Source organism: Rhodococcus sp. MurmanLake-1 (genome assembly GCF_056945715.1).
On sequence record NZ_JBWZNF010000007.1, the window covers coordinates 228466 to 247201 of the forward strand.

At 63.4% G+C, this 18736-nt stretch carries 20 protein-coding genes; 11 read left to right on the forward strand and 9 right to left on the reverse strand.

The window, feature by feature from the left end; all coding sequences use genetic code 11:
• Positions 1–20 precede the first annotated feature (20 nt).
• Positions 21–740 carry a dienelactone hydrolase family protein gene (locus tag AC2ETI_RS20825; RefSeq protein ID WP_030536547.1) on the forward strand — a complete coding sequence of 240 codons (720 nt, stop codon included), beginning with the start codon at positions 21–23 and terminating at the stop codon, positions 738–740.
• Here the strand turns inward: AC2ETI_RS20825 and AC2ETI_RS20830 are convergent, their stop codons facing one another.
• Positions 741–1466: an SDR family NAD(P)-dependent oxidoreductase gene (locus tag AC2ETI_RS20830; RefSeq protein WP_020909286.1), complete on the reverse strand. Its 726-nt coding sequence runs from the start codon at positions 1464–1466 to the stop codon at positions 741–743.
• Positions 1467–1538: 72 nt separating this feature from the next.
• Here AC2ETI_RS20830 and AC2ETI_RS20835 point away from each other — a divergent pair, with 72 nt between their 5' ends.
• Positions 1539–2078, forward strand: coding sequence for a MarR family winged helix-turn-helix transcriptional regulator (locus tag AC2ETI_RS20835; protein WP_020970947.1), 540 nt, complete (start codon positions 1539–1541; stop codon positions 2076–2078).
• Here AC2ETI_RS20835 and AC2ETI_RS20840 read toward each other — a convergent pair whose 3' ends face one another.
• The 6 genes from AC2ETI_RS20840 to pcaH are packed head-to-tail and all read right to left on the reverse strand — an operon-like array spanning position 2079 to position 8007.
• The gene (locus AC2ETI_RS20840) at positions 2079–3290 is read right to left on the reverse strand and encodes an acetyl-CoA C-acetyltransferase (RefSeq protein WP_047888311.1); all 1212 of its coding nucleotides are present in this window, start codon (positions 3288–3290) and stop codon (positions 2079–2081) included.
• Between the two features lie 24 nt (positions 3291–3314).
• Positions 3315–4139 carry an IclR family transcriptional regulator domain-containing protein gene (locus AC2ETI_RS20845; RefSeq protein ID WP_007730008.1) on the reverse strand — a complete coding sequence of 275 codons (825 nt, stop codon included), beginning with the start codon at positions 4137–4139 and terminating at the stop codon, positions 3315–3317.
• Positions 4136–5317, reverse strand: coding sequence for a bifunctional 3-oxoadipate enol-lactonase/4-carboxymuconolactone decarboxylase PcaDC (gene pcaDC, locus AC2ETI_RS20850; protein WP_021331868.1), 1182 nt, complete (start codon positions 5315–5317; stop codon positions 4136–4138). The genes AC2ETI_RS20845 and pcaDC overlap by 4 nt, the downstream gene beginning before the upstream one ends.
• Positions 5314–6642, reverse strand: a complete 1329-nt coding sequence (gene pcaB / locus AC2ETI_RS20855) for a 3-carboxy-cis,cis-muconate cycloisomerase (RefSeq protein ID WP_483634338.1) — start codon at positions 6640–6642, stop codon at positions 5314–5316. Before pcaB ends, pcaDC begins: the two co-directional genes overlap by 4 nt.
• An 11-nt stretch (positions 6643–6653) precedes the next feature.
• Positions 6654–7295 (reverse strand): protocatechuate 3,4-dioxygenase subunit alpha, encoded by a 642-nt coding sequence (gene pcaG / locus AC2ETI_RS20860; RefSeq protein ID WP_483634339.1) that lies wholly within the window; start codon positions 7293–7295, stop codon positions 6654–6656.
• Entirely contained in the window at positions 7288–8007 is a 720-nt protein-coding gene (gene pcaH / locus AC2ETI_RS20865) for a protocatechuate 3,4-dioxygenase subunit beta (protein WP_007730015.1), read from the reverse strand. The genes pcaG and pcaH overlap by 8 nt, the downstream gene beginning before the upstream one ends.
• 171 nt (positions 8008–8178) lie before the next feature.
• Between pcaH and AC2ETI_RS20870 the strand changes: the two genes are divergently transcribed.
• Positions 8179–8925 (forward strand): CoA transferase subunit A, encoded by a 747-nt coding sequence (locus tag AC2ETI_RS20870; RefSeq protein WP_483634374.1) that lies wholly within the window; start codon positions 8179–8181, stop codon positions 8923–8925.
• On the forward strand, positions 8922–9569 hold the full coding sequence (locus tag AC2ETI_RS20875; RefSeq protein WP_483634340.1) for a CoA transferase subunit B: 648 nt from the start codon (positions 8922–8924) through the stop codon (positions 9567–9569). The genes AC2ETI_RS20870 and AC2ETI_RS20875 overlap by 4 nt, the downstream gene beginning before the upstream one ends.
• 63 nt (positions 9570–9632) lie before the next feature.
• Here the strand turns inward: AC2ETI_RS20875 and AC2ETI_RS20880 are convergent, their stop codons facing one another.
• The gene (locus AC2ETI_RS20880) at positions 9633–10511 is read right to left on the reverse strand and encodes an AraC family transcriptional regulator (protein ID WP_019745501.1); all 879 of its coding nucleotides are present in this window, start codon (positions 10509–10511) and stop codon (positions 9633–9635) included.
• A 154-nt stretch (positions 10512–10665) separates the two neighbouring features.
• Here AC2ETI_RS20880 and AC2ETI_RS20885 point away from each other — a divergent pair, with 154 nt between their 5' ends.
• The 4 genes from AC2ETI_RS20885 (at position 10666) to AC2ETI_RS20900 (ending at position 14767) form a co-directional block, all read left to right on the forward strand.
• The gene (locus AC2ETI_RS20885) at positions 10666–11238 is read left to right on the forward strand and encodes a peroxidase-related enzyme (RefSeq protein WP_483634341.1); all 573 of its coding nucleotides are present in this window, start codon (positions 10666–10668) and stop codon (positions 11236–11238) included.
• 133 nt (positions 11239–11371) lie between these two features.
• The gene (locus AC2ETI_RS20890) at positions 11372–13069 is read left to right on the forward strand and encodes a hypothetical protein (protein WP_483634342.1); all 1698 of its coding nucleotides are present in this window, start codon (positions 11372–11374) and stop codon (positions 13067–13069) included.
• A complete protein-coding gene (locus AC2ETI_RS20895) occupies positions 13041–13658 on the forward strand; it encodes a sortase domain-containing protein (RefSeq protein ID WP_003940455.1) in 618 nt (205 codons plus the stop codon). The genes AC2ETI_RS20890 and AC2ETI_RS20895 overlap by 29 nt, the downstream gene beginning before the upstream one ends.
• Positions 13659–13684: 26 nt before the next feature.
• Positions 13685–14767, forward strand: a complete 1083-nt coding sequence (locus AC2ETI_RS20900) for a M20/M25/M40 family metallo-hydrolase (protein WP_029256364.1) — start codon at positions 13685–13687, stop codon at positions 14765–14767.
• On the opposite strand, the gene AC2ETI_RS20905 is transcribed toward AC2ETI_RS20900, so the two are convergent.
• On the reverse strand, positions 14728–15753 hold the full coding sequence (locus AC2ETI_RS20905) for a LacI family DNA-binding transcriptional regulator (protein WP_019745496.1): 1026 nt from the start codon (positions 15751–15753) through the stop codon (positions 14728–14730). The two genes, AC2ETI_RS20900 and AC2ETI_RS20905, sit on opposite strands and share 40 nt — an antisense overlap.
• A 234-nt stretch (positions 15754–15987) precedes the next feature.
• Between AC2ETI_RS20905 and AC2ETI_RS20910 the strand changes: the two genes are divergently transcribed.
• The 3 genes from AC2ETI_RS20910 to AC2ETI_RS20920 are packed head-to-tail and all read left to right on the forward strand — an operon-like array spanning position 15988 to position 18736.
• Positions 15988–16830, forward strand: coding sequence for a BtpA/SgcQ family protein (locus AC2ETI_RS20910; protein ID WP_003940276.1), 843 nt, complete (start codon positions 15988–15990; stop codon positions 16828–16830).
• Between the two features lie 2 nt (positions 16831–16832).
• Complete coding sequence (locus tag AC2ETI_RS20915; protein WP_070795621.1) at positions 16833–17732, forward strand: carbohydrate kinase family protein; 900 nt, start codon at positions 16833–16835, stop codon at positions 17730–17732.
• On the forward strand, positions 17729–18736 hold the full coding sequence (locus AC2ETI_RS20920) for a substrate-binding domain-containing protein (RefSeq protein WP_019745494.1): 1008 nt from the start codon (positions 17729–17731) through the stop codon (positions 18734–18736). The genes AC2ETI_RS20915 and AC2ETI_RS20920 overlap by 4 nt, the downstream gene beginning before the upstream one ends.

The window sequence follows — 18736 nt, forward strand, 5'->3', positions numbered from 1 at the left end:
CGTCGGCCTAGCATCGAAACATGGTGGACATAGATCTGACGGGCCGCGCCGCAGTAGTCGGCGGATCACAACCGCTGCGAGCGATACTCGAAACCCCCACTACCCCCGGCCCGTGGCCGGGGGTAGTGATGATTCACGAGGCCTTCGGGCTCGAGGAGGTGATGCAGCGGCAAGCCAAGCGGCTGGCCGCTGCGGGGTTTTTGACGCTTGCTGTCGACCTCTACAGCGCGGGCGGGGCGAAGCGGTGCCTAGTGCCCACCATGACGTCGATGCTTCGAGGACACGGCAAGGCGTTCACCGACATCGAAGTCGCTCGCAGTTGGCTGGTGGAATCCCCGGACTGCACCGGAAAGATCGGTGTCATCGGATTCTGCATGGGCGGCGGCTTCGCGATGGTCAGCGCCGGAGATTTCGACGCTGCCTCGGTCAACTACGGTCAGCTTCCACGCAAACTCGATGAGGCCGTGGTGGATGCGTGCCCGATCGTCGGGAGTTTCGGAGGCAAGGACTTCTCGCTCCGCGGTGCGGCAGCGAAACTGGAGACGGCGCTCAGCAATGCCGGTATCGAGAACGACGTCAAGGAGTACCCCACCGCCGGCCACGCGTTCCTCAACGACGCGGAGGCCGGACCCAAGGTGCTTCGTCCTTTGGAGCGCATCCTCGGAATCGGTCCCGATCCTGTTGCAGCGCAGGATGCCTGGAAGCGAATCGACTCGTTCTTCGAGCGCCACCTGGCGTGATCAGCGACTGGTTCTCTCGCCGCCGTTGACTGCCAATACCTGACCGGTGATCTGCCGGGCGCCCGGTGAGGCCAAGAAGTGGACGGCTGATGCGATGTCGTCCGGTGTTCCGGCGCGCTTGGTGCTGGTGGACTCGATCAGCATCGCGCGACGCTCGTCCGTCAGAAAGTCTCGGAAGAACTCGGTGTCAGCGATGTAGCCGGGGGAGACGATGTTCGCGGTGATGCCTTCGGGCCCCAGCTCGGCGGCCAGATCGATATTCCACGTCGCAACTGCGGCTTTGGCAGCGCCGTACGCGCCCGCGCCCTTGTCGGCGGCAATCGATCCGATGGTGATGACGGCACCGCCGCTGGGGATTCGATCGCGAACTGCGGCTGTGGTCAGCACTGCCGAGATGAGATTGGAGTCCAGATTCGCACGCCACCCGGCGGCCAGGGATTCCAGATCTGACGGTGCTTCGCGATCGAAGTCCGTGTTGCCACCGGCGCAGTGCACCACGACGTCGATGGTTCCCGGAAGCGAATCCTGCAGCCGCTTCAGGTCTTTCGGGTCGGAGTTGTCACACGTCAAGGCGTGAACATCGGAACCCAACTCCTCCGCGGTCTTTTCGAGTGGTTCCGTGCGTCGGCCGGTGACAAAAACTGTGTCTCCGTCTCGGGCGAACGCCGCTGCAACTGCGCGCCCGATCCCTGTTCCGCCGCCGGTTACCAGAACTGTGCGTGTCATGCCTACCTCCGTGAGCTACGTTTAGACCTATACGAAGAACGTATCATTTAGAGCTAAATGAGGTGTGCAGTGGTGGGCGATTACAACCCGGACGACGCGGTGGACGCGGTTGCGTTGGCCTGGCTTCGCGAAAGGCCGGGCACGCCCGTAGAGGGTATCGGCATTGTGACCAGGCTGTGGATGTGCGCCAAGCTGCTCGGTGAGGATCGCCGACGGGTACTCGCCTCGGCCGGTGCGGACACAGCCACGCTGGACCTACTCAGTGTCCTGCGGCGATCCGGCGAGCCGTATCAGTTGACGACTCGCCAGATCACCGAGCAGACCGGAGTCACGGCCGGTGCGATCTCGCAGCGACTCGCGCGCGCGGAGAACGCGGGTCTGGTGGAGAGGTCCTCCGCCGCGCAAGGGTCACGACTAGTGCTCGTGACCCTCACTGCCGCCGGTCACGAACTGGTGGAGCAATTGGTGGACCGAGTCCTCGGCCGTGAAGCCGAACTGACGTCGATTCTCACCGAGCAGCAGCAGGCCGAACTCACCGAACTGCTGCGTGTCTTTCTCGACGGTCTACGCGGCGAACTCGGTGACCCTGGCGTCGCGCACGTCGGGGCTTGATCAGGACAGACGCTCGAACACTGCAGCCAGGCCCTGCCCGCCGCCGATGCACATCGTCTCGAGGCCGTAACGCGCTTCGCGACGGTCCATCTCGCGCAACAGGGTGGCCAGGATTCGTCCACCCGTGGCACCGACCGGATGGCCGAGGGAGATGCCGGAGCCGTTGGGGTTGACGCGTGGGTCGTCGGCTTCGAGCTTCCAACTCTGCAGGACTGCAAGTGCTTGTGCCGCAAAGGCTTCGTTGAGTTCGATGACATCCATGTCCGCCAGGGTCAATCCGAGGCGGCCGAGTGCCTTCTCCGACGCCGGGACGGGACCGATGCCCATGGTGCGCGGGGGAACTCCGGCAACGCTCCAACTTGCCAGGCGTACGAGGGGTCGCAGTCCGAGTGCGCGGGCTTTGTCTGCGGTGGTGACGATCGCCAGCGCTGCGCCGTCGTTCTGGCCGCTGGCATTACCTGCCGTCACGGTGGAGTCCGGGTCGATCTTTGCGCGCATGGGACGAAGGCGTGCAAGCGATTCCATCGAAGTGTCGGCCCGCGGATGCTCGTCGGTGTCGACGAGCAGGGCCTCACCCTTGCGCTGCGGAACGGATACCGGAACGATCTCCTCGGCGAAGACGCCGTTCTTCTGTGCGGCAACGGCACGCTGATGCGACTGCACAGCGAGTGCGTCCTGATCTTCGCGACTGATGGAGAACTCGGCGCGCAGGTTCTCTGCCGTTTCGATCATTCCGCCGGGAACCGGGAAGTCGCGTCCGCCGGCTGTCACGCGGGCGCGCGCGAGACGATCGCTGAGCGCAACACCTTCACCCTTGACACCCCAACGCATTCCGGTTGCGTAGAACTCTGCCTGGCTCATCGACTCGGCACCACCCGCGAGGACCAGATCACTGCCACCGGACTGAACCTGCATGACGGCCTGGATGATTGCCTGCAATCCCGACCCGCACCGGCGATCCACCTGCATGCCGGGAACATCGACGCCCAGACCGGCGTTGAGCGCCGCGATGCGTCCGATCGCCGGAGCTTCACCGTTCGGCGAAGCCTGGCCGAGAATGACGTCGTCGATCTCCGCGCCGGAAATGCCGGTACGCGTGACGAGTTCGGCGATCAACGTCGAGGCGAGATCTTCCGGGGCTACGTCACGGAAGACACCGCCGAAGCGGCCGACAGGGGTGCGGAGCGGTTCACAGATGACAACGTCAGGCATTGGTTCTTCCTTGGGTATGCCCGGTCAGCGAGTGGCTGCCGAGTGATTGTTGGACGACTGAGTACGTCCGAGATCGACGGAGATGGCGTCCGCGGTGGCGACTGCGGCCGGAACCAGTTCACCGCGAACAGCTTCGGCGCTGTAGCGGGCGGCTTGGGTGGAGATGTTGACAGCCGCGACCACATCACCGGTTGCGTCCCGGATGGGTGCGGCGAGCGAGCGCAGACCCTCTTCGAGTTCCTGATCGACAATCGCGAATCCGTCGGCGCGAATCTTCTCGAGTTCGGCACGCAGACCGTCGGCGGTGGAGATGGTCTTGCCGGTCAGGCGGGCGAAGGACACTCGGGCGAGGTAGGCGTCCAGGGCGTCGTCCGGCAAGCCGGCGAGCAGAACCCTACCCATGGATGTGGCGTACGCGGGAAAGCGCGTGCCGATGGTGATGGAAACCGTCATGATGCGGCTGACCGGAACACGGGCCACGTACACGACGTCGTCGCCGTCGAGGATCGACACGGACGTGGATTCACGGACCTTGGCGGACAAGGCTTCCAGATGCGGCCCGGCGATCTCGGGAAGGGACAGACTGGAGAGGTAGCTGTAGCCGAGTTCGAGGACTCGCGGCGTCAACCAGAACACCGAACCGTCAGTACGTACGTATTCGAGTTCGACGAGTGTGAGCAGGAAGCGGCGAGCAGTCGCACGCGTGAGATCGGTGTGCCTGGCAACCTCGCTGAGGGTGCGACGCGGGTGCTCACCGTCGAAAGCCTTGATGACGGACAGCCCACGGGCCAGCGACTGCACGTAGTCCGGTGACGGTCCCGGCGCTTGCTCGCTGCTGTTCTCACTCATGTTGTCTCGTTCTCCTCAGGTTCGGCCGAGAGGTCTGCGAGTGCTTGCTTTCCCAGCGCAAAAGCCAAGTTGCTGTTCGGCACACCCGCATAAACCGCGGTATGGAGAAATACTTCCACGAGTTCGTCGGGATCGATCCCGGCACGCAGCGCAGCGCGAATGTGCATGTCGAGTTCGTGTTCGTTGCCGACGGCAGTGAGGATCGCGAGAGTGAGGAGCCTGCGGGTGTGGTGATCGAGGCCGGGGCGTGACCAGATGTCGCCCCACGCCGTGCGAGTGATGAAGTCCTGGAACGGGGCCGTGAACTCGGTGGCACCGGCGATGGAACGATCGACGTGGGCGTCGCCGAGCACCTGACGTCGTACGGTCATACCTGCCGATACCGCGGCGCTACGTTGGGCGAGCGCAGATGTGTGCGAGGCAATATGCGTTGCAAGCAGTTTGGTGACGCGCCCGGCCTGTTCGACGTTGGCGAGGTGTGCGCCGGGATCGACCACGTGCAGTACCGCATCGGCGATACCGTCGGCGATCGCGCTCAACGTCGCCGGAGGTGTCGACGGATCCTGCTCGCCCGCGACGAGGAGCGTCGGAGCGACGACGCGGGCCAGGTCGGCGCGGCCGTCCCACATCGAAAGCGCCTCGCAGCAGGCGGCATAACCCTCGTCGGGTGTGGCTTCGACCATCGCGACGTGGCGGGCGACAAGCTCCGGATCGTTTTCGGCCAGTCCCGGCGTGAACCAGCGTCCGACGACGGCGGCCGCGATGGACGCGATGCCGTCCGCACGGACAGCCTGCGCACGATCGATCCACGGCTGAGCCGGGGCGAACTGCGAGGACGTGCACATCAACGTCAACGTCTCGACGCGAGTGGGGTGGTGGGCGGCGATCCATTGGCTGACAGCGCCGCCGAGGGAGAGCCCAACGAGATGTACGGACTCGAGTTCGAGCGAATCGAGGAGAGCGATGACATCGCCGGCGAGATCGGCAATGGAGTAGGGGCCCGCAGGCACCGGTGACTTGCCGTGGCCGCGATGGTCGACGGCGATGACGCGGTAGCGATTCGACAGCGCGTGAATCTGCGGCTGCCACATGGACAGATCGGATCCGAGTGAACCCAGGAGAACCACTGCCGGGGCATCGGGATTGCCGGTCTGTTGAAAGTTGAGCGCGACGCTCATCGAGATCCTCCTGTGGGGCGTTCGGCGAGGGCGCGGTCGACCAGATCGGTGGCGTGGCCCAGATAGTGTGCGGGGTCGAGTAGTTCGGCGATCTCGGTTTCGCTCAGGTGCTCTGCGATGGCGGGATCACGATCCAACCTGGTTCCGGAAGTGGCTGCCGCGGTGACGATGTCGCGTGCTCGATCAGTGTGTGCGGACAGGGCCTTGGTGACACGCTCGGCGAGAATCAGGCCACCGGTGATGTCGAGATTACGAGCCATCGACTCGGTGTGTACTTGCAGGCCGGTGAGGCTCACGGAAAGCTGGTGCGCTGCTCCGCCTGCCAGACGCAGGAGATCGGTGACGGTTTCCCACTCGGCGTGCCAGGGGCCTGCGGCGCGAGCGAATTCGTGATCCATGTTCGACAGGGCTGTGGCCACCAGGGCGGGAGCACGTCGCGCTGCCGCGCGGGCGGTGATCGCGGCAACCGGATTCTGCTTGTGCGGCATGGCCGATGAGCCGCCCGGAGCGCTCTCGGCAACCTCGGACAGCTCGGTGGACGCCATGACGGTGATGTCGGTGGCGGGCTTGGAAACAGCGCCGGCGACGATACCGAGTGTGGTCGCGAGTTCTGCGATGGTCACGCGGTCGGTGTGCCAGGGAGTGACCTGCCTGGCCAGACCGAGTTCGTCGGCCAGCGCGTCCGCGATCCTGAGCCCGTCGGGATGCAACGCAGCGAGTGTTCCTGCGGCTCCGCCGAATTGAACCGGCAACGTGGACAGCACGATTTCGAGACGAATCGCTGCGGCGTCGAGCGCGGTGAACCAACTCGATGCCAGTAGCCCGAAGGTGGTCGGAAGTGCTTGTTGTCCCAGGGTTCTCGCGACCATCGGAGTAGAGCGATGGATGCGGGCGAGGTGGGCGGCGGAATCGGCGGCGCGGGTCAGGTCGGCCAGAACCACCGCGCCCGCGCGTCGCGTCAACAGCATCAGCGCACAGTCCATGATGTCCTGACTGGTGGCGCCCGGGTGCACCACGGAGGCAGGCACACCTTCCTGTCCCACCCTTTCGCGCAGCATCTTCACCAGCGGAATGACGGGATTTCCGCCGGCGGCCGACGCGCGGCCGAGCGCCACGATGTCCAGGCCGCCCGGTTGTGAGAGTTCAGCTGCGGCGGTCGCCACCGCGGCGCAATGTTCCCCGTCGGCCAACCCGACAGTGGCCATCGCACAACTCAGTGCGGCTTCCACGTCGAGCAGCGCGGTGACCCACGCCTGGTCGGACAGGTGCTCCGATACTCGGGTGGCCCCGAACACCGGGTCGAACAGTGCGCCGCGAGTGGGCATGTGTACTCCTCTTACAGCTCGAAGAAGGGCGTCTCGACGCCGTTCGCGTCCTCGTCCTGAACATAGACCGTCCAGGAGTACCCACCGTCGACCTTGGTTGCAACCAACTTCGCGCGTTCGGTTTCGCTCAGTGAGGACAGCACCGGATCTGTTACGTGTGCGTCGGTGTCCTCGGGGAAGTACAAGCGGGTGACCAGGCGGTCGAGCATCCCTCGAGCGAAGACCGACACGTTCACGTGTGGGGCCTCGTCCGCATCCGTTTCAGTGGGCTGCGCTCCGGGCTTGACGGTGTGGACCAGTGCGGTACCGGTGGAATCTGCTGCGCTGCGGGCGAATCCGCGAAAGCCAGCCGGAGTGAGGTCCACTGCACCGCGGGGATCGTCCGGATGGTTGAAGCGCCCGAGCGTATCGGCCTGCCATGTTTCGATCATCGCGTCAGCGACGGGTGTACGGGCGCCGTCGATCACCGTGATGGCCAGCGTGATTCGTCCGGGGGTATCGCTCGGGGCAGCGTCGGGGCCGTCCGTCCAGGGGAGGCCGATGTGCCAGTACGGTCCGACGGTCTGAGAGGGCGTGACCCCGAAGGGGGCGGTGGTGAAGTCGCCGGGGACGACCGGATAAGTGGGTGCGGGCTTCGCGGTGCGATCAGTCATCGTGGTCTTCCTCGTTCTCGAATACGGAGGCATTACGGCCGCGCAGGACGATGTCGAAGCGGAACCCGAGAGCCCAGTTGGGGACTGTGGCGTCGTAGTCGAAGACGCTGACCATGCGGTGACGTGCTGCTTCGGGTACCGCGTTGTAGATCGGGTCCTGGAAGAACATCGGATCGTCGGGGAAGTACATCTGCGTCACGAGGCGCTGCGTGAATGCCGTGCCGAACAGCGAGAAATGGATGTGGGCCGGTCGCCAGGCGTTGTCGTGGTTCATCCACGGGTAGGCGCCCGGCTTGATCGTGGTGAAGCTGTAGTGGCCGTTCGCGTCGGTCACGCAGCGACCGAGCCCGTTGAAGAACGGGTCCAGCGGTGCGGGCCAGTTGTCGCCGGTGTGGCGGTAGCGTCCACCGGCGTTGGCCTGCCACACCTCGAGCAGTGTGTGGGGGACCGGCTTTCCGTCGCCGTCGAGTACACGGCCGTGAACGACGATGCGCTGTCCCTGTGCTTCGCCGCCGTTGGCAATGGTCAGGTCGTTTTCGCCGGCGCCGACGCGATCTTCGCCGAATACCGGCCCGGTGAGCTCCGTGAGGCGCTGGGGGAGCAGCTTCAGCGGTTGCTTCGGGTGGCGAAGAGAAGTGGTCTTGTAGTCCGCGAAATCGGCCGGGGCGTTGACGCCAGTCGGCCGCTGGTACCTCGGCGGTAGATGCAGCATAGGGAACCTCGTCGTTCGGTTACGTGAAGTTGTTCGCAATGTGTACATGTGTTGCGCTCTGCGAACAGAATAGTTCGTAGATGTGACCCAGGCAATGCCGGGGGCGAAAAATGTTCGTGATGCGCACGGGGGTTCACAATACGTACGCACCGCGCTACTGTGATCGACATGATGGACAAAGTCATTTCCACTGCTGCCGAGGCCGTCGCCGACGTGCCGGACGGCGTCACGATCGCTGTCGGAGGTTTCGGGCTCGTCGGAGTGCCGGAAATCCTCATCGATGCGCTCCTAGAGCAGGGCGCGACATCACTCGAAACGGTGAGTAACAACTGCGGCACCGACGGGTTCGGGCTCGGAGTGCTTCTGGAGAAGGGGCGTATCCGTCGTACTGTCAGCTCGTACGTCGGCTCCAACAAGGAGTTCGCGCGTCAGTACCTTTCCGGTGAGCTGGAAGTCGAACTCACGCCGCAGGGCACGCTCGCCGAGCGCATGCGCGCCGGGGGAGCGGGCATCCCCGCGTTCTTCACCCCGGCCGGCGTCGGCACCCAGGTCGCCGACGGTGGCCTGCCACTGCGTTACGACGGCAACGGCGGCATCGCAGTTGCCAGTCCGCCCAAGGAAACTCGTGACTTCGACGGCGTCACCTACGTGATGGAGCGCGGCATCGTCGCCGACTATGCACTGGTCCACGCCTGGAAAGGTGACCGGCACGGCAACCTCGTCTACCGCGCGAGTACCCAGAACTTCAATCCGGCTGCAGCAACGTCGGGGCGCATCACCATTGCGCAGGTCGAGCACCTCGTCGAGCCGGGTGAGCTCGACCCTGCCGAGATCCACACGCCGGGCATTCACGTTCAGCGTGTTGTCCACGTCGGCCCCGTGACGGTCGGCATCGAGAATCGGACGGTACGAGCATGACTTCTGTACTACCCACCAAACTCACCCGCGAAGAGATGGCGGCCCGCGTCGCGCGCGAACTCGAGGACGGGCAGTACGTGAACCTCGGCATCGGTATGCCGACGCTGGTTCCGAACTACCTCCCGACCGACATCACCGTTGTATTGCATTCGGAGAACGGCGTTCTGGGCGTGGGGCCGTACCCGACCGAGGACGAACTCGATCCCGAGCTGATCAATGCGGGCAAGGAGACCATCACCGTTCTCCCCGGTGCGTCGTTCTTCGACTCCTCAGCGTCGTTCGGCATGATCCGCGGCGGCCAGGTCGACGTTGCCGTGCTCGGTGCCATGCAGGTCAGTACCACCGGAGACCTCGCGAACTGGATGATCCCCGGCCACATGGTCAAAGGCATGGGCGGCGCGATGGATCTGGTCCACGGCGCAAAGCGCGTCATCGTGATGATGGAGCACGTCTCGAAGAAGGGTGAGCACAAGATCGTCGAGGAGTGCTCGCTTCCACTGACCGGTAAGGGCTGCGTCCAGCGAATCATCACCGACATGGCCGTGATCGACGTGACTGACGACGGTCTCCGCCTGGTGGAGACGGCGCCGGGCATCAGCGTCGACGACGTGGTTGCCGCTACCGGAGCGAAACTGATTCTTTGACAGTCTGTTTCATCTGATGGCTCAGCCGCCGGGTCGTGACTTCCATCCGACCCGGCGGCTGTTTTACGCCCCGACGTCGTTCAGCTCGCTCTCGACCGGAATCCAGAGCTCGAACCGCGCGACGGTGAAATCGTCGTTGTATTCGGTACGCATGATCTCGGGACCAGGTACGGAGCGAAAAGGGTTGGCCGGGAACCATTCCGTGTAGATATCGCGCCACAAGTACTGCACAGATTCGATTGCCGACCCGTCGGCGGTGAACACGGCCCACGTGTGTGCGTCGACCGTCAGCACATCGAAACCCGTGGGTGAAGGTTTGCCGGTGACCACTCCCAGGTAGTAATCCAGTTCTGTGCCTTCGGTTCTGGGATGCGCCAAATTGTCGACGACACTGACGATTCCCGCCGGTTCCTGATCGGACAGCTCGCGCAACCCGCGCAACGCAACCTTGTCTACGGAGCGGGTGAAATCTTCGATGGCGGAGTTGGGACCTTCGTGTACCAGTGGAACCCGGGTCTTGAACCCGACTACCGTCAGGGCAGGTTTGTCCACAAGCATGTAGTCCATCGGTGTGGCTCCTTCCAACGTCACGTGAATGACAAGTTTCGGTTGTGATTTGAGAACGGCGGGAGCGCGTTTGACCGCGCCGGGGCTCACGCCGTGAAATGCGGTGAACGCTCGTGTGAAGGCTTCCGCGGACGAGTAGCCGTACTTCACGGCGGTCTCCAACACTCCGGATCTGCTGACGGACAACTCGGCACCGGCCAGGGTGAGTCGACGTCGACGGATGTATTCGGATACGGGAATGCCGGCCAGGGCCGAGAACATCCGCCGAAAGTGATACTCCGAGGTGGTTGCCAGCCTTGCCATCTCGGCTGTGTCGATCTCGCCGCTCAGATTGCTTTCGATGTAGTCGAGCGCGCGGTTCAGTCCGTCGATCATCGTGTCTTCCTGTTCACGGGTTTCACGCTACGCAGATCACTTGGGCCGTACCCGACTATCCGTGCCCGAAAAAGTAGGGCAGGAAATGCATCTGGACAACTCAGTTAATCATCATTATCTTGAATTGAACATCGATGGTTGACCAGGAGGCACAGTGAGCACCCGTTTTCCGCAGGCTGAATTGACCGAGGTGCCCGAGGACATCGCCGCCAAGATTCTCGAGATCCAGGAGAAGTCAGGGTTCGTGCCCAACGTCTTCCTGATGTTCGCTCGGCGGCCAGCCGAGTTCCGGGCATTCTTCGCATACCACGACGCGATCATGCTCAAGGAAGATTCCGCACTCACCAAGGGCGATCGAGAAATGATCGTCACCACGATCTCTGCGGCCAACAAATGTACGTACTGCGTTGTCGCGCACGGCGCGATTCTGCGTATCTACGAGAAGAAGCCGCTGGTTGCCGACCAGGTTGCGGTCAACTATCGCACCGCAGAGATCTCCGATCGTCAGCGCGCGATGCTCGACTTCGCCACCAAGGTGAACTCCGCCTCGCACGAAATCGCCGACGCCGACTTCGACACCCTCCGTGTGCACGGCTTCGGCGACGAGGACGCGTGGGACATCGCCGCGATCACTGCATTCTTCGGGCTCAGCAATCGCATGGCGAGCTTCTCCGGCATGCTGCCCAACCCGGAGTTCTACCTGATGGGGCGCGTTCCGCGGTCCTGATTCCTGCGTCTCGAACATAAGCTTTCAATTTTTCGGACCGACCGGTCGTAACGTCTGGAACTCAGCCGACGAAGTAAAGGCTGTCCACGCCGGAATTGCCGTCTTCGTAAAGAAGGCCGAAAGGTTGAGCGCTATGTCGGAGAAGTCCATCGCCCATTCTCGGAGGGTCCGCTCTGCGGCCGCCGGTGCCGTACTAGCTCTCGGATTGGCGGTGGGCGGCACAGGAATTGCATCGGCAGAGCCCGAAACCGTGTGTACCCCGAGTGCCGATCCGCTGGTGACCTGCGCCGAGGAAGAGGCAGCTGCCACCACCGACGCCGACGCGGCGACGAGCACCGAGACCACACCCGAGAAGGTTGAAGCCGGCGTCGCGGGCGCGGGCAGTGCAGAAACCGCAGGTACGGACGCCGCAGCACTGGCGGAAGCCGAAGCAAAAGCCAAAGCAGCAGCCGACGCGGCAGCGAAGGCCGCCGAAGCAGCCGCGACGGCAGGGGTCGACTCGTCCGCAGCGACAGACACTTCGGTGAAGGCGACCGAGGCAATGACTCAGGCGAGCGTCGAGGCAACCAAGGCGGCGGTCGAATCGACCAAGGCCAAGGCGGAGGCAGGGGCCGCGGAACAGTCTGCCAAGGAAGCCGAAGAGGCAGCCAAGGTTGCGGAGTCCGCGGCGGCCGATGCGAAAGAGGTAGCAAAAACAGCTCAGGCAGAAGCAGACGCCGCCGCAGCCAAGGCTGCTGAACTCGAGGAAGCGGCGAAGGCCGCCGGTTCGGGGCCCAAGACAGAAGAGGCAGCACAGGCGCGCGCCGAGGCTAATGCTCTGCAGGCCAAAGCCGATGAGGCGAAGGCTGCCGCGGATGCAAACGCCAAGCTGGTTGCGGACAAGAACAAGGAAGCCGAGGAAGCCTTCAAGAACTGGGATTTCGCGAAGGCAGCCGTCGCTAAGGCTCAGGCTCTGGCCGCCGCATGGAACGCCAAGCAGCTCGCGATCACCGTCAAGGAAACTCAGAAAGTGGCCACCGCCGCGGAAACCACGGCCAAGGCAGCCGAGTCCGCGGCCGCCACCGAGGTAGAAGCTGCCACCGCCGCGCGTAAGGCTGCTGATGAAGCGGCAGCTACCGCAGCTTCCGCACGAAAGGACGCCGACGCTGCGCAGAAGGCCGCGGAGACGGCCCAGGCCGAAGCCGATGCTGCGGGCGAGGCTGCCACCGACAAGCGAGCCATCGCCGACCAAAAGGCTGCCGAAGCCGCCAAGAAGGCCGAAGCTGCCGAAGCGGCGAGCAAGAAGGCGCAGGATCTCTACCTCGCCGCCGAAGACGCGAAGGCCGCAGCCGACGCCGCAGCAGCAAAGGCCAAGGAAGCTCAGGCCGCCGCGGCCGCCGCGAAAGCCGAAGCGGATGCAGCGCAGAAGATCGTCGACGAGCTCAAGGCAAAGGGCGAGAAGGAGATCGACAACGGAACAGGCGTCGGCGGTGAAGTGATCATCGGTGAGCACACCGACGACGGCTCCGGGGTCACGAAGGTCGACGAGACCACCGCTGTAGTGAACAAGACCGGCGTCAAGCTGGTCGGCTACTACAACAACAAGGGCGCCTTCGACGTCGTCGACTACTACGTCACCGACGCCGACGGCGATCCGGCACTTGCAGGAAGCCTGCCCCCCGTCGAACTTGCTCTCGGTGACACCGCAAGCAGCAGCACCAGCGGTAGCAGCAACTCCAACCTGCCGGCTGTATTGATCGGCGTCGGAGTCGTGGGCGCTGCCGCCGCAGCAGCTACGACGGTGGTTGTTCGTCGCAAGCGTCATGACGGCCCGGGCAACACGTCTGCGTAGCGCCGGCCTCTCGGCGGTAGCGATCCTCGCCCTCCTCGCATCCGGATGTTCGGGCGAGAATGCGGGATCGCTACCTGACCGCTCGCCGGTGCAGTCGCATATCGCGGCTGCACCGGCTTCGGTGACCGTCGATCCGGCAGAACCCGAGAGGATCGAGTTGAGGTCTGCGTCCGGGGTCACGTACCTGAGCAGTCCGTTGCACTCGGAGAAACTGATGCGCGGCGGCGAGAGTGGGCAGCAACTGAATCCTGTCGACGAACTGCCGGTGTGGTGGGGCGAGAGCGGAATGCCGGGAACGTCGACCACACAAACAGTTGTCGTGGTCGGCCACAACTACACCACTCGCGAAGCACCGTTCCGGGCGCTCCGGGTAGTGGAGCCGGGAGATCGAATTCTCCTGGGTACACCGAACGGCACACTCGAGTACGACGTCGAAACAGTCGGGCCGCTGCACAAAGGTTCGCTGCTGGGCGCTCACGAGTTGCGCGAATCGGTTCCGGGACGGCTGATCCTCGCCAATTGTGATGTCGTCGAAGGAGAGTCGACCGACGACAATTACGTCGTCATCGCCCAGCTGGCAGCGCACTGAATCCGTGGCAGTGCAAGAATAGGGACATGGATTCCCTCGGACTTCTCTCGGAACTGGTAGCTCTCGACACGGTCTCGGGGGAGGCCGCTCCTCAACGGCGGGCGATGGATTCGATTGTCTCGTTGGTTCTCTCACGTGCGCCACAGGCGAAGGTGGAGTCAGACCTGACCGGCAATCATCCCTGGGCCTTGATCACCAACGAAGCTGCACCCTCGGCAGCCAGACTCCTGTTCGCCTGCCACGTGGACACGGTGCCAGTGGGCACTGTCTCCGACTGGGAGTTCGACCCGTACGCCGCACAGGTCGACGGCGAATTGTTCCTCGGCAGAGGGACATCGGATATGAAGGCCGGCCTTGTTGCCGCTACCGCCGCGGTTGTCGACGCTTTCGAACGTGGAGTCCCGGTCGCACTACTGCTGACGAGCGACGAGGAAATCGGATCGCTCGGGGCCGTTCGTTCGGCCGACGCCGTGGCGAATCTCGAGGTCGGGGCTGTCATCGTTCCCGAGGCGACCGGCAATCGCATCAACCTGGGGCACCGCGGTGCACTGTGGCTCGAAGTGTCCGTCAAAGGAAAAGCCGCGCACGGGAGTACGCCGCAGCGAGGAACTAACGCTGTCCTCAAACTGCTTGACGTCGTCGATCGAGCTCGGCGTGAGCTTCCGCTGTCGTCCGACGCGTTTCTGGGCGCCGAAACCTGGAACCTCGGTTTGGTCGGCGGCGGTTCGGCTCCGAACATCGTGCCGGACAATGCACGTGCGGTGATCGATCACCGCACGGTGGGAGACGGCGCAGACCTGCTTGCATGGTGGCGCGCCCAACCGGAAGTCGACTCGGTGGAGACGTCGATTCACCTGGGAGGTGTGCGTACCGACGCGTCGGATCCGTGGTTGGCTACCTTGCCGATCCCTGTTGCAACCGAACCGGTTTCGTACTTCACCGACGCTTCGGTGCTGGCAGCGGCCGCCCCCGGCGCTCCCGTCGTGATCTGGGGCCCCGGCACTCCCTCGTTGATGCATGCGGCCAACGAAAGCGTCAAGGTGTCCGAACTGGACGATGCGATCGCTGCCTACGGTGCCGTGGCTGCTGCTTGGCCGACGGTGGACTGACGGACAATCAGTTCAGGAGCAAGCGCAATGTGGGCTGTCGACTCGGAAGAGTTGTTCATCGCCTGATCCAGAAGTCGCACAGCTTCTTCCGCGATTCTCTCCTGCGGCTGTCCGACGGTGGTCAACGGCGGATTGCACAGTTCGGAGAAGGGGATGTTGTCGAAACCGGTGACCAGAACGTCGCCGGGGACGTCGATGCCCAATGCGTGGCAGGTCTGCAGCACACCGAGCGCGATCAGGTCGTCGGCGCAGACCAAGGCGTCGGGGCGAGTCTTGCCGGTCAGGATGGTGTTGGACGCCGTGCGTCCCCATTCGATCGAATACTCGCCGAGTTGTGTCCACTCGTCACGAGTTTCGATTCCCATTCGATCCGCATGGCGGAAGAATCCGGCCCGGCGAAGTTCGGTCGACGAATTGGTCAGCTCGGAACTGATGAAGGCAGCCGATCGCGCGCCGCGCTCGGACAGATGCTCCATCACGAGTGATTGAGCGGCGTCGTCGTCGACACCGACCCAGTCCGTTTGGGTATCCATTGCAAACCGGTCCAGTTGAACGACCGGAAGCGTTGCTGCGCTGGCTCGTACTGCTTCGGCACTCAATTCGCCGTGGCACGGGCTGATGATGATTCCGTCCACCTGCCGCGAGACGAGCGACTTGAGCCGCTGCGCTTCCACGTCGGGATCGGAACGAGAATCGCACAGGAACAGTTGTAGGCCGCGCTGAGCCAGGACGTGTTCGACATTGACCACCAACGAAGTGAAGAAGGGATTCGCGATACTGGGAACCACCATTCCGACAGTGTCCGTCCGATTACGACGCAGTGAGCTGGCGATGATGTTTCCCGAGTATCCGAGAGAATCCGCGGCTCGTTTGATCGTCGCTGCAAGCTCGTCCGAGACAGGGCGGGATCCGGACAGTGCCCGCGACACGGTGGCAGTCGAGACCCCGGCCAGTTCCGCGACATCGCGAATGGTCGCCTTGCGCATGCGTCCCCCGTTTTCTGCTCGATTCGGGTCCGAGGTTATCGAACCGCACGGTCCAGTGTCCCGCATGTAACGCGATTGAGGCAATCGTTTACAAATTCGAATTGTGAAATCCTTGACACAACCCGGTGTTGATCGCATAACCTGCTAATTCATCAAGGCAATCGATTACATCGTGTGCAGATCTTGTGCATGGACATACAGCGCAAATCTTGCGCATGGAATGGGGTAGCTGAAGTGACCGCATCACCGCTCGGAGTCTTTCCGCCCAAGCCCTCGGCGTTGGCAGAGATGTTCACCGGCACGCCTTCTCTCATCGGGGCCATCCACCTCCCTGCTCTGCCGGGCAGCCCGCACTACACCGGGCAGCCGGTTTCGGAAATTGCTCGCTTCGCTGTGGAGGAAGCGCACGCGTACGTCGACAACGGTTTCGACGGTGTGATCGTCGAAAATCACTGGGACATACCGTTCCTCAAGCCCGGCGAACACGGATACGAAACCGCCGCCAGCATGGGAGTCATCACGGCAGCGGTGGTCGGCGAGTTCGGCAAGGCCGTCGGCGTCAGCATCCTGTCCAACGCCGGCGAGTGCGGAGTGGCCGCGGCGTGGGCGGCAGGCGCGAGTTTTGTGCGCGTCAATCAGTGGGCCAATGCCTACATTGCCAATGAGGGCTTCATCGAGGGTCAGGCGGCCAAGACGACGCGCTTTCGCCATCGCATCGGCGCCGACCCGGTCCGGATCTTCGCTGACGTGCACGTCAAGCATGGTGCGCATGCCATTGTTGCGGACCGCACCGTCGCGGAACAGACCGAAGACGCCGAGTTCTTCGATGCAGATGTCCTGATCGCGACCGGTTCGCGCACCGGTGACGCCGCTTCGGTCGACGAGGTTTCCGTGATCCGAGACAACACCGTTCTTCCCGTGATCATCGGATCCGGCATCACGGCTGCCAACGTCGCAGCGCTGATGAAGGAATGCGACGGCGCCATAGTTGCATCCTCGGTGAAGGACAATGGACGCTGGTGGGGACGGGTCGCAGGCGAGAAGGTCCGCGAACTGTCCCGGGCCGCAGGAAAGTAACCATGATTGTCTTTTGCGGATACGCCAACAACGATGTGACGGTACATGTTCCACATGTACCGGTGCTCGGAGAGCGCGTGCAGGCAACGGCCATCAGTCAGATCGACGGTGGAATGAATGCAAATGCTGCGGTATCCGCAGCCAGAATGGGCGCGCAGGTGATCTTTGCCGGTGCCGTGGGCCCGGACGCGCGGTCCACCGAGTTTCTCGAAGCCCTCGAGACTGACGGCGTCGACACCAGTTGGTCGCCGCGAGATGCGTTCCTGTCGACGGCAGTTGTACTCATCGCGCAGGACGGCGATCGCTCCATCATCAGTCAAGACGACCCGAACGATGCCGAACGCATCGGAGTTGTCATCACCCGATTGGCTGCTGCCGGTGGTGGACGGCTGTTCCTCGACGGATACCGTGCGGGCTTCCTGCCAGAGGGATTGCCGGGAAGCGTAAGTCTGGTAATCGATCTGGACGGTTGTGAAAACAAAGCCGCGGCACTGCGCGCATTCGCGCTCGCTGACCACGTCGTCGTAGGGCGTGCCCTGTGGGAAGGCGAGTTCGGGATCGGTTTCGATCAGTGGCAGGCACTGGCCGCCGAGCACAACACACACCTGCTGGTGACCGACGGCTCGCGAGGTTGGACACTGGCCACACCGGGCGGCGAGGTGACGAGCGAACCGGCAGTAGTGGTCGACGTCGTCGATGCCGTCGGGGCCGGTGATTGCTTCGGCGGTACGTACATCGCTTTTGTCGACGCCGGGCGCTCACCGGTGGACGCTGCACGACTCGCGGGAGCCTCGGCTGCCTTGGCTTGCGCCACTGCCGGACCCCGCGGATGCCCCACCCGAGATGAATTGGACAGCTTCACAGCAACATTGACCCCTCACACCCTTTTGGAGACTCGATGATGAAACGTGCATTGCCTCTGGCGCTGGGAGCTGCAGTCGCGCTCACGCTCACCGCTTGTGACTCGGCTTCGTCGAGTGACTCGAAGGACGCATCGGGTGGCTCGTCCATCCCGCAGCCGACCCGAGTCGCCGAAAGCTGCGACGGGACGAACGGCAAGCTCAAGGTCGGTCTGGTGACCATCAACCTTCAGGCGCTGTACTTCAACCAGATCAACAATGCCGCCAAGAACGTCGCGGACAAGGCAGGTGTCGACCTGCAGATCATCAGTGGCAACGACGATTCCGTGGCGCAGGCCAACGCCTTCGACAATCTGATCGCCGCCGGAGTCGACGCGATCATCGTCGATGCAATCGACACGGACGGAATCAAGCCGTCGGTGGTCAAGGCCAAGAACGCGGGCATCCCCGTCGTCGCGGTCGACGCGACCATCGACGATCCGGCGCTGTCGACTCAGGTCGGTACGGCCAATGCCGAGGGCGGTGCCAAGATCGGAAACACCTTGGCCGACGTCGCGAACAACACCGGAACGGTCGGTATCGTCGGCGCGCTCAACAGCACTGTCCAGTTGGAGCGGCAGAAGGGCTTCACGGAGACCGTGACCGGCCGCGGAATGACCGTCGGCACCGTCGTGGACGGACGTAACATTCAGGAGAACGCACAGACCGCAGCGGAGAACCTGCTGACCGGCGGTGGCGACATGAAGTACGTCTACGCAACCGGTGAGCCGGCTTTGATCGGACTCGTTGCGGCGGTCAACAGTCAGAAGGCGCAGGATCGCATCGAAGCAGTCGGTTGGGATCTTTCGGATCAGGCGGTAGGCGGACTCAAAGCCGGTTGGCTTAAAGGCGTGGTCCAGCAGAACACCTTCGAATTCGGCCACGAGGCAATGAATTCGGCAATCGACCTGGCTTGTGGTCGCGGCGCTCCGGCGAACATCCCCGTCCCCACCCAGATCGTGACCCCGGAGAACGTAGCCGACTACATGTACTACTTGGAGAAGTAA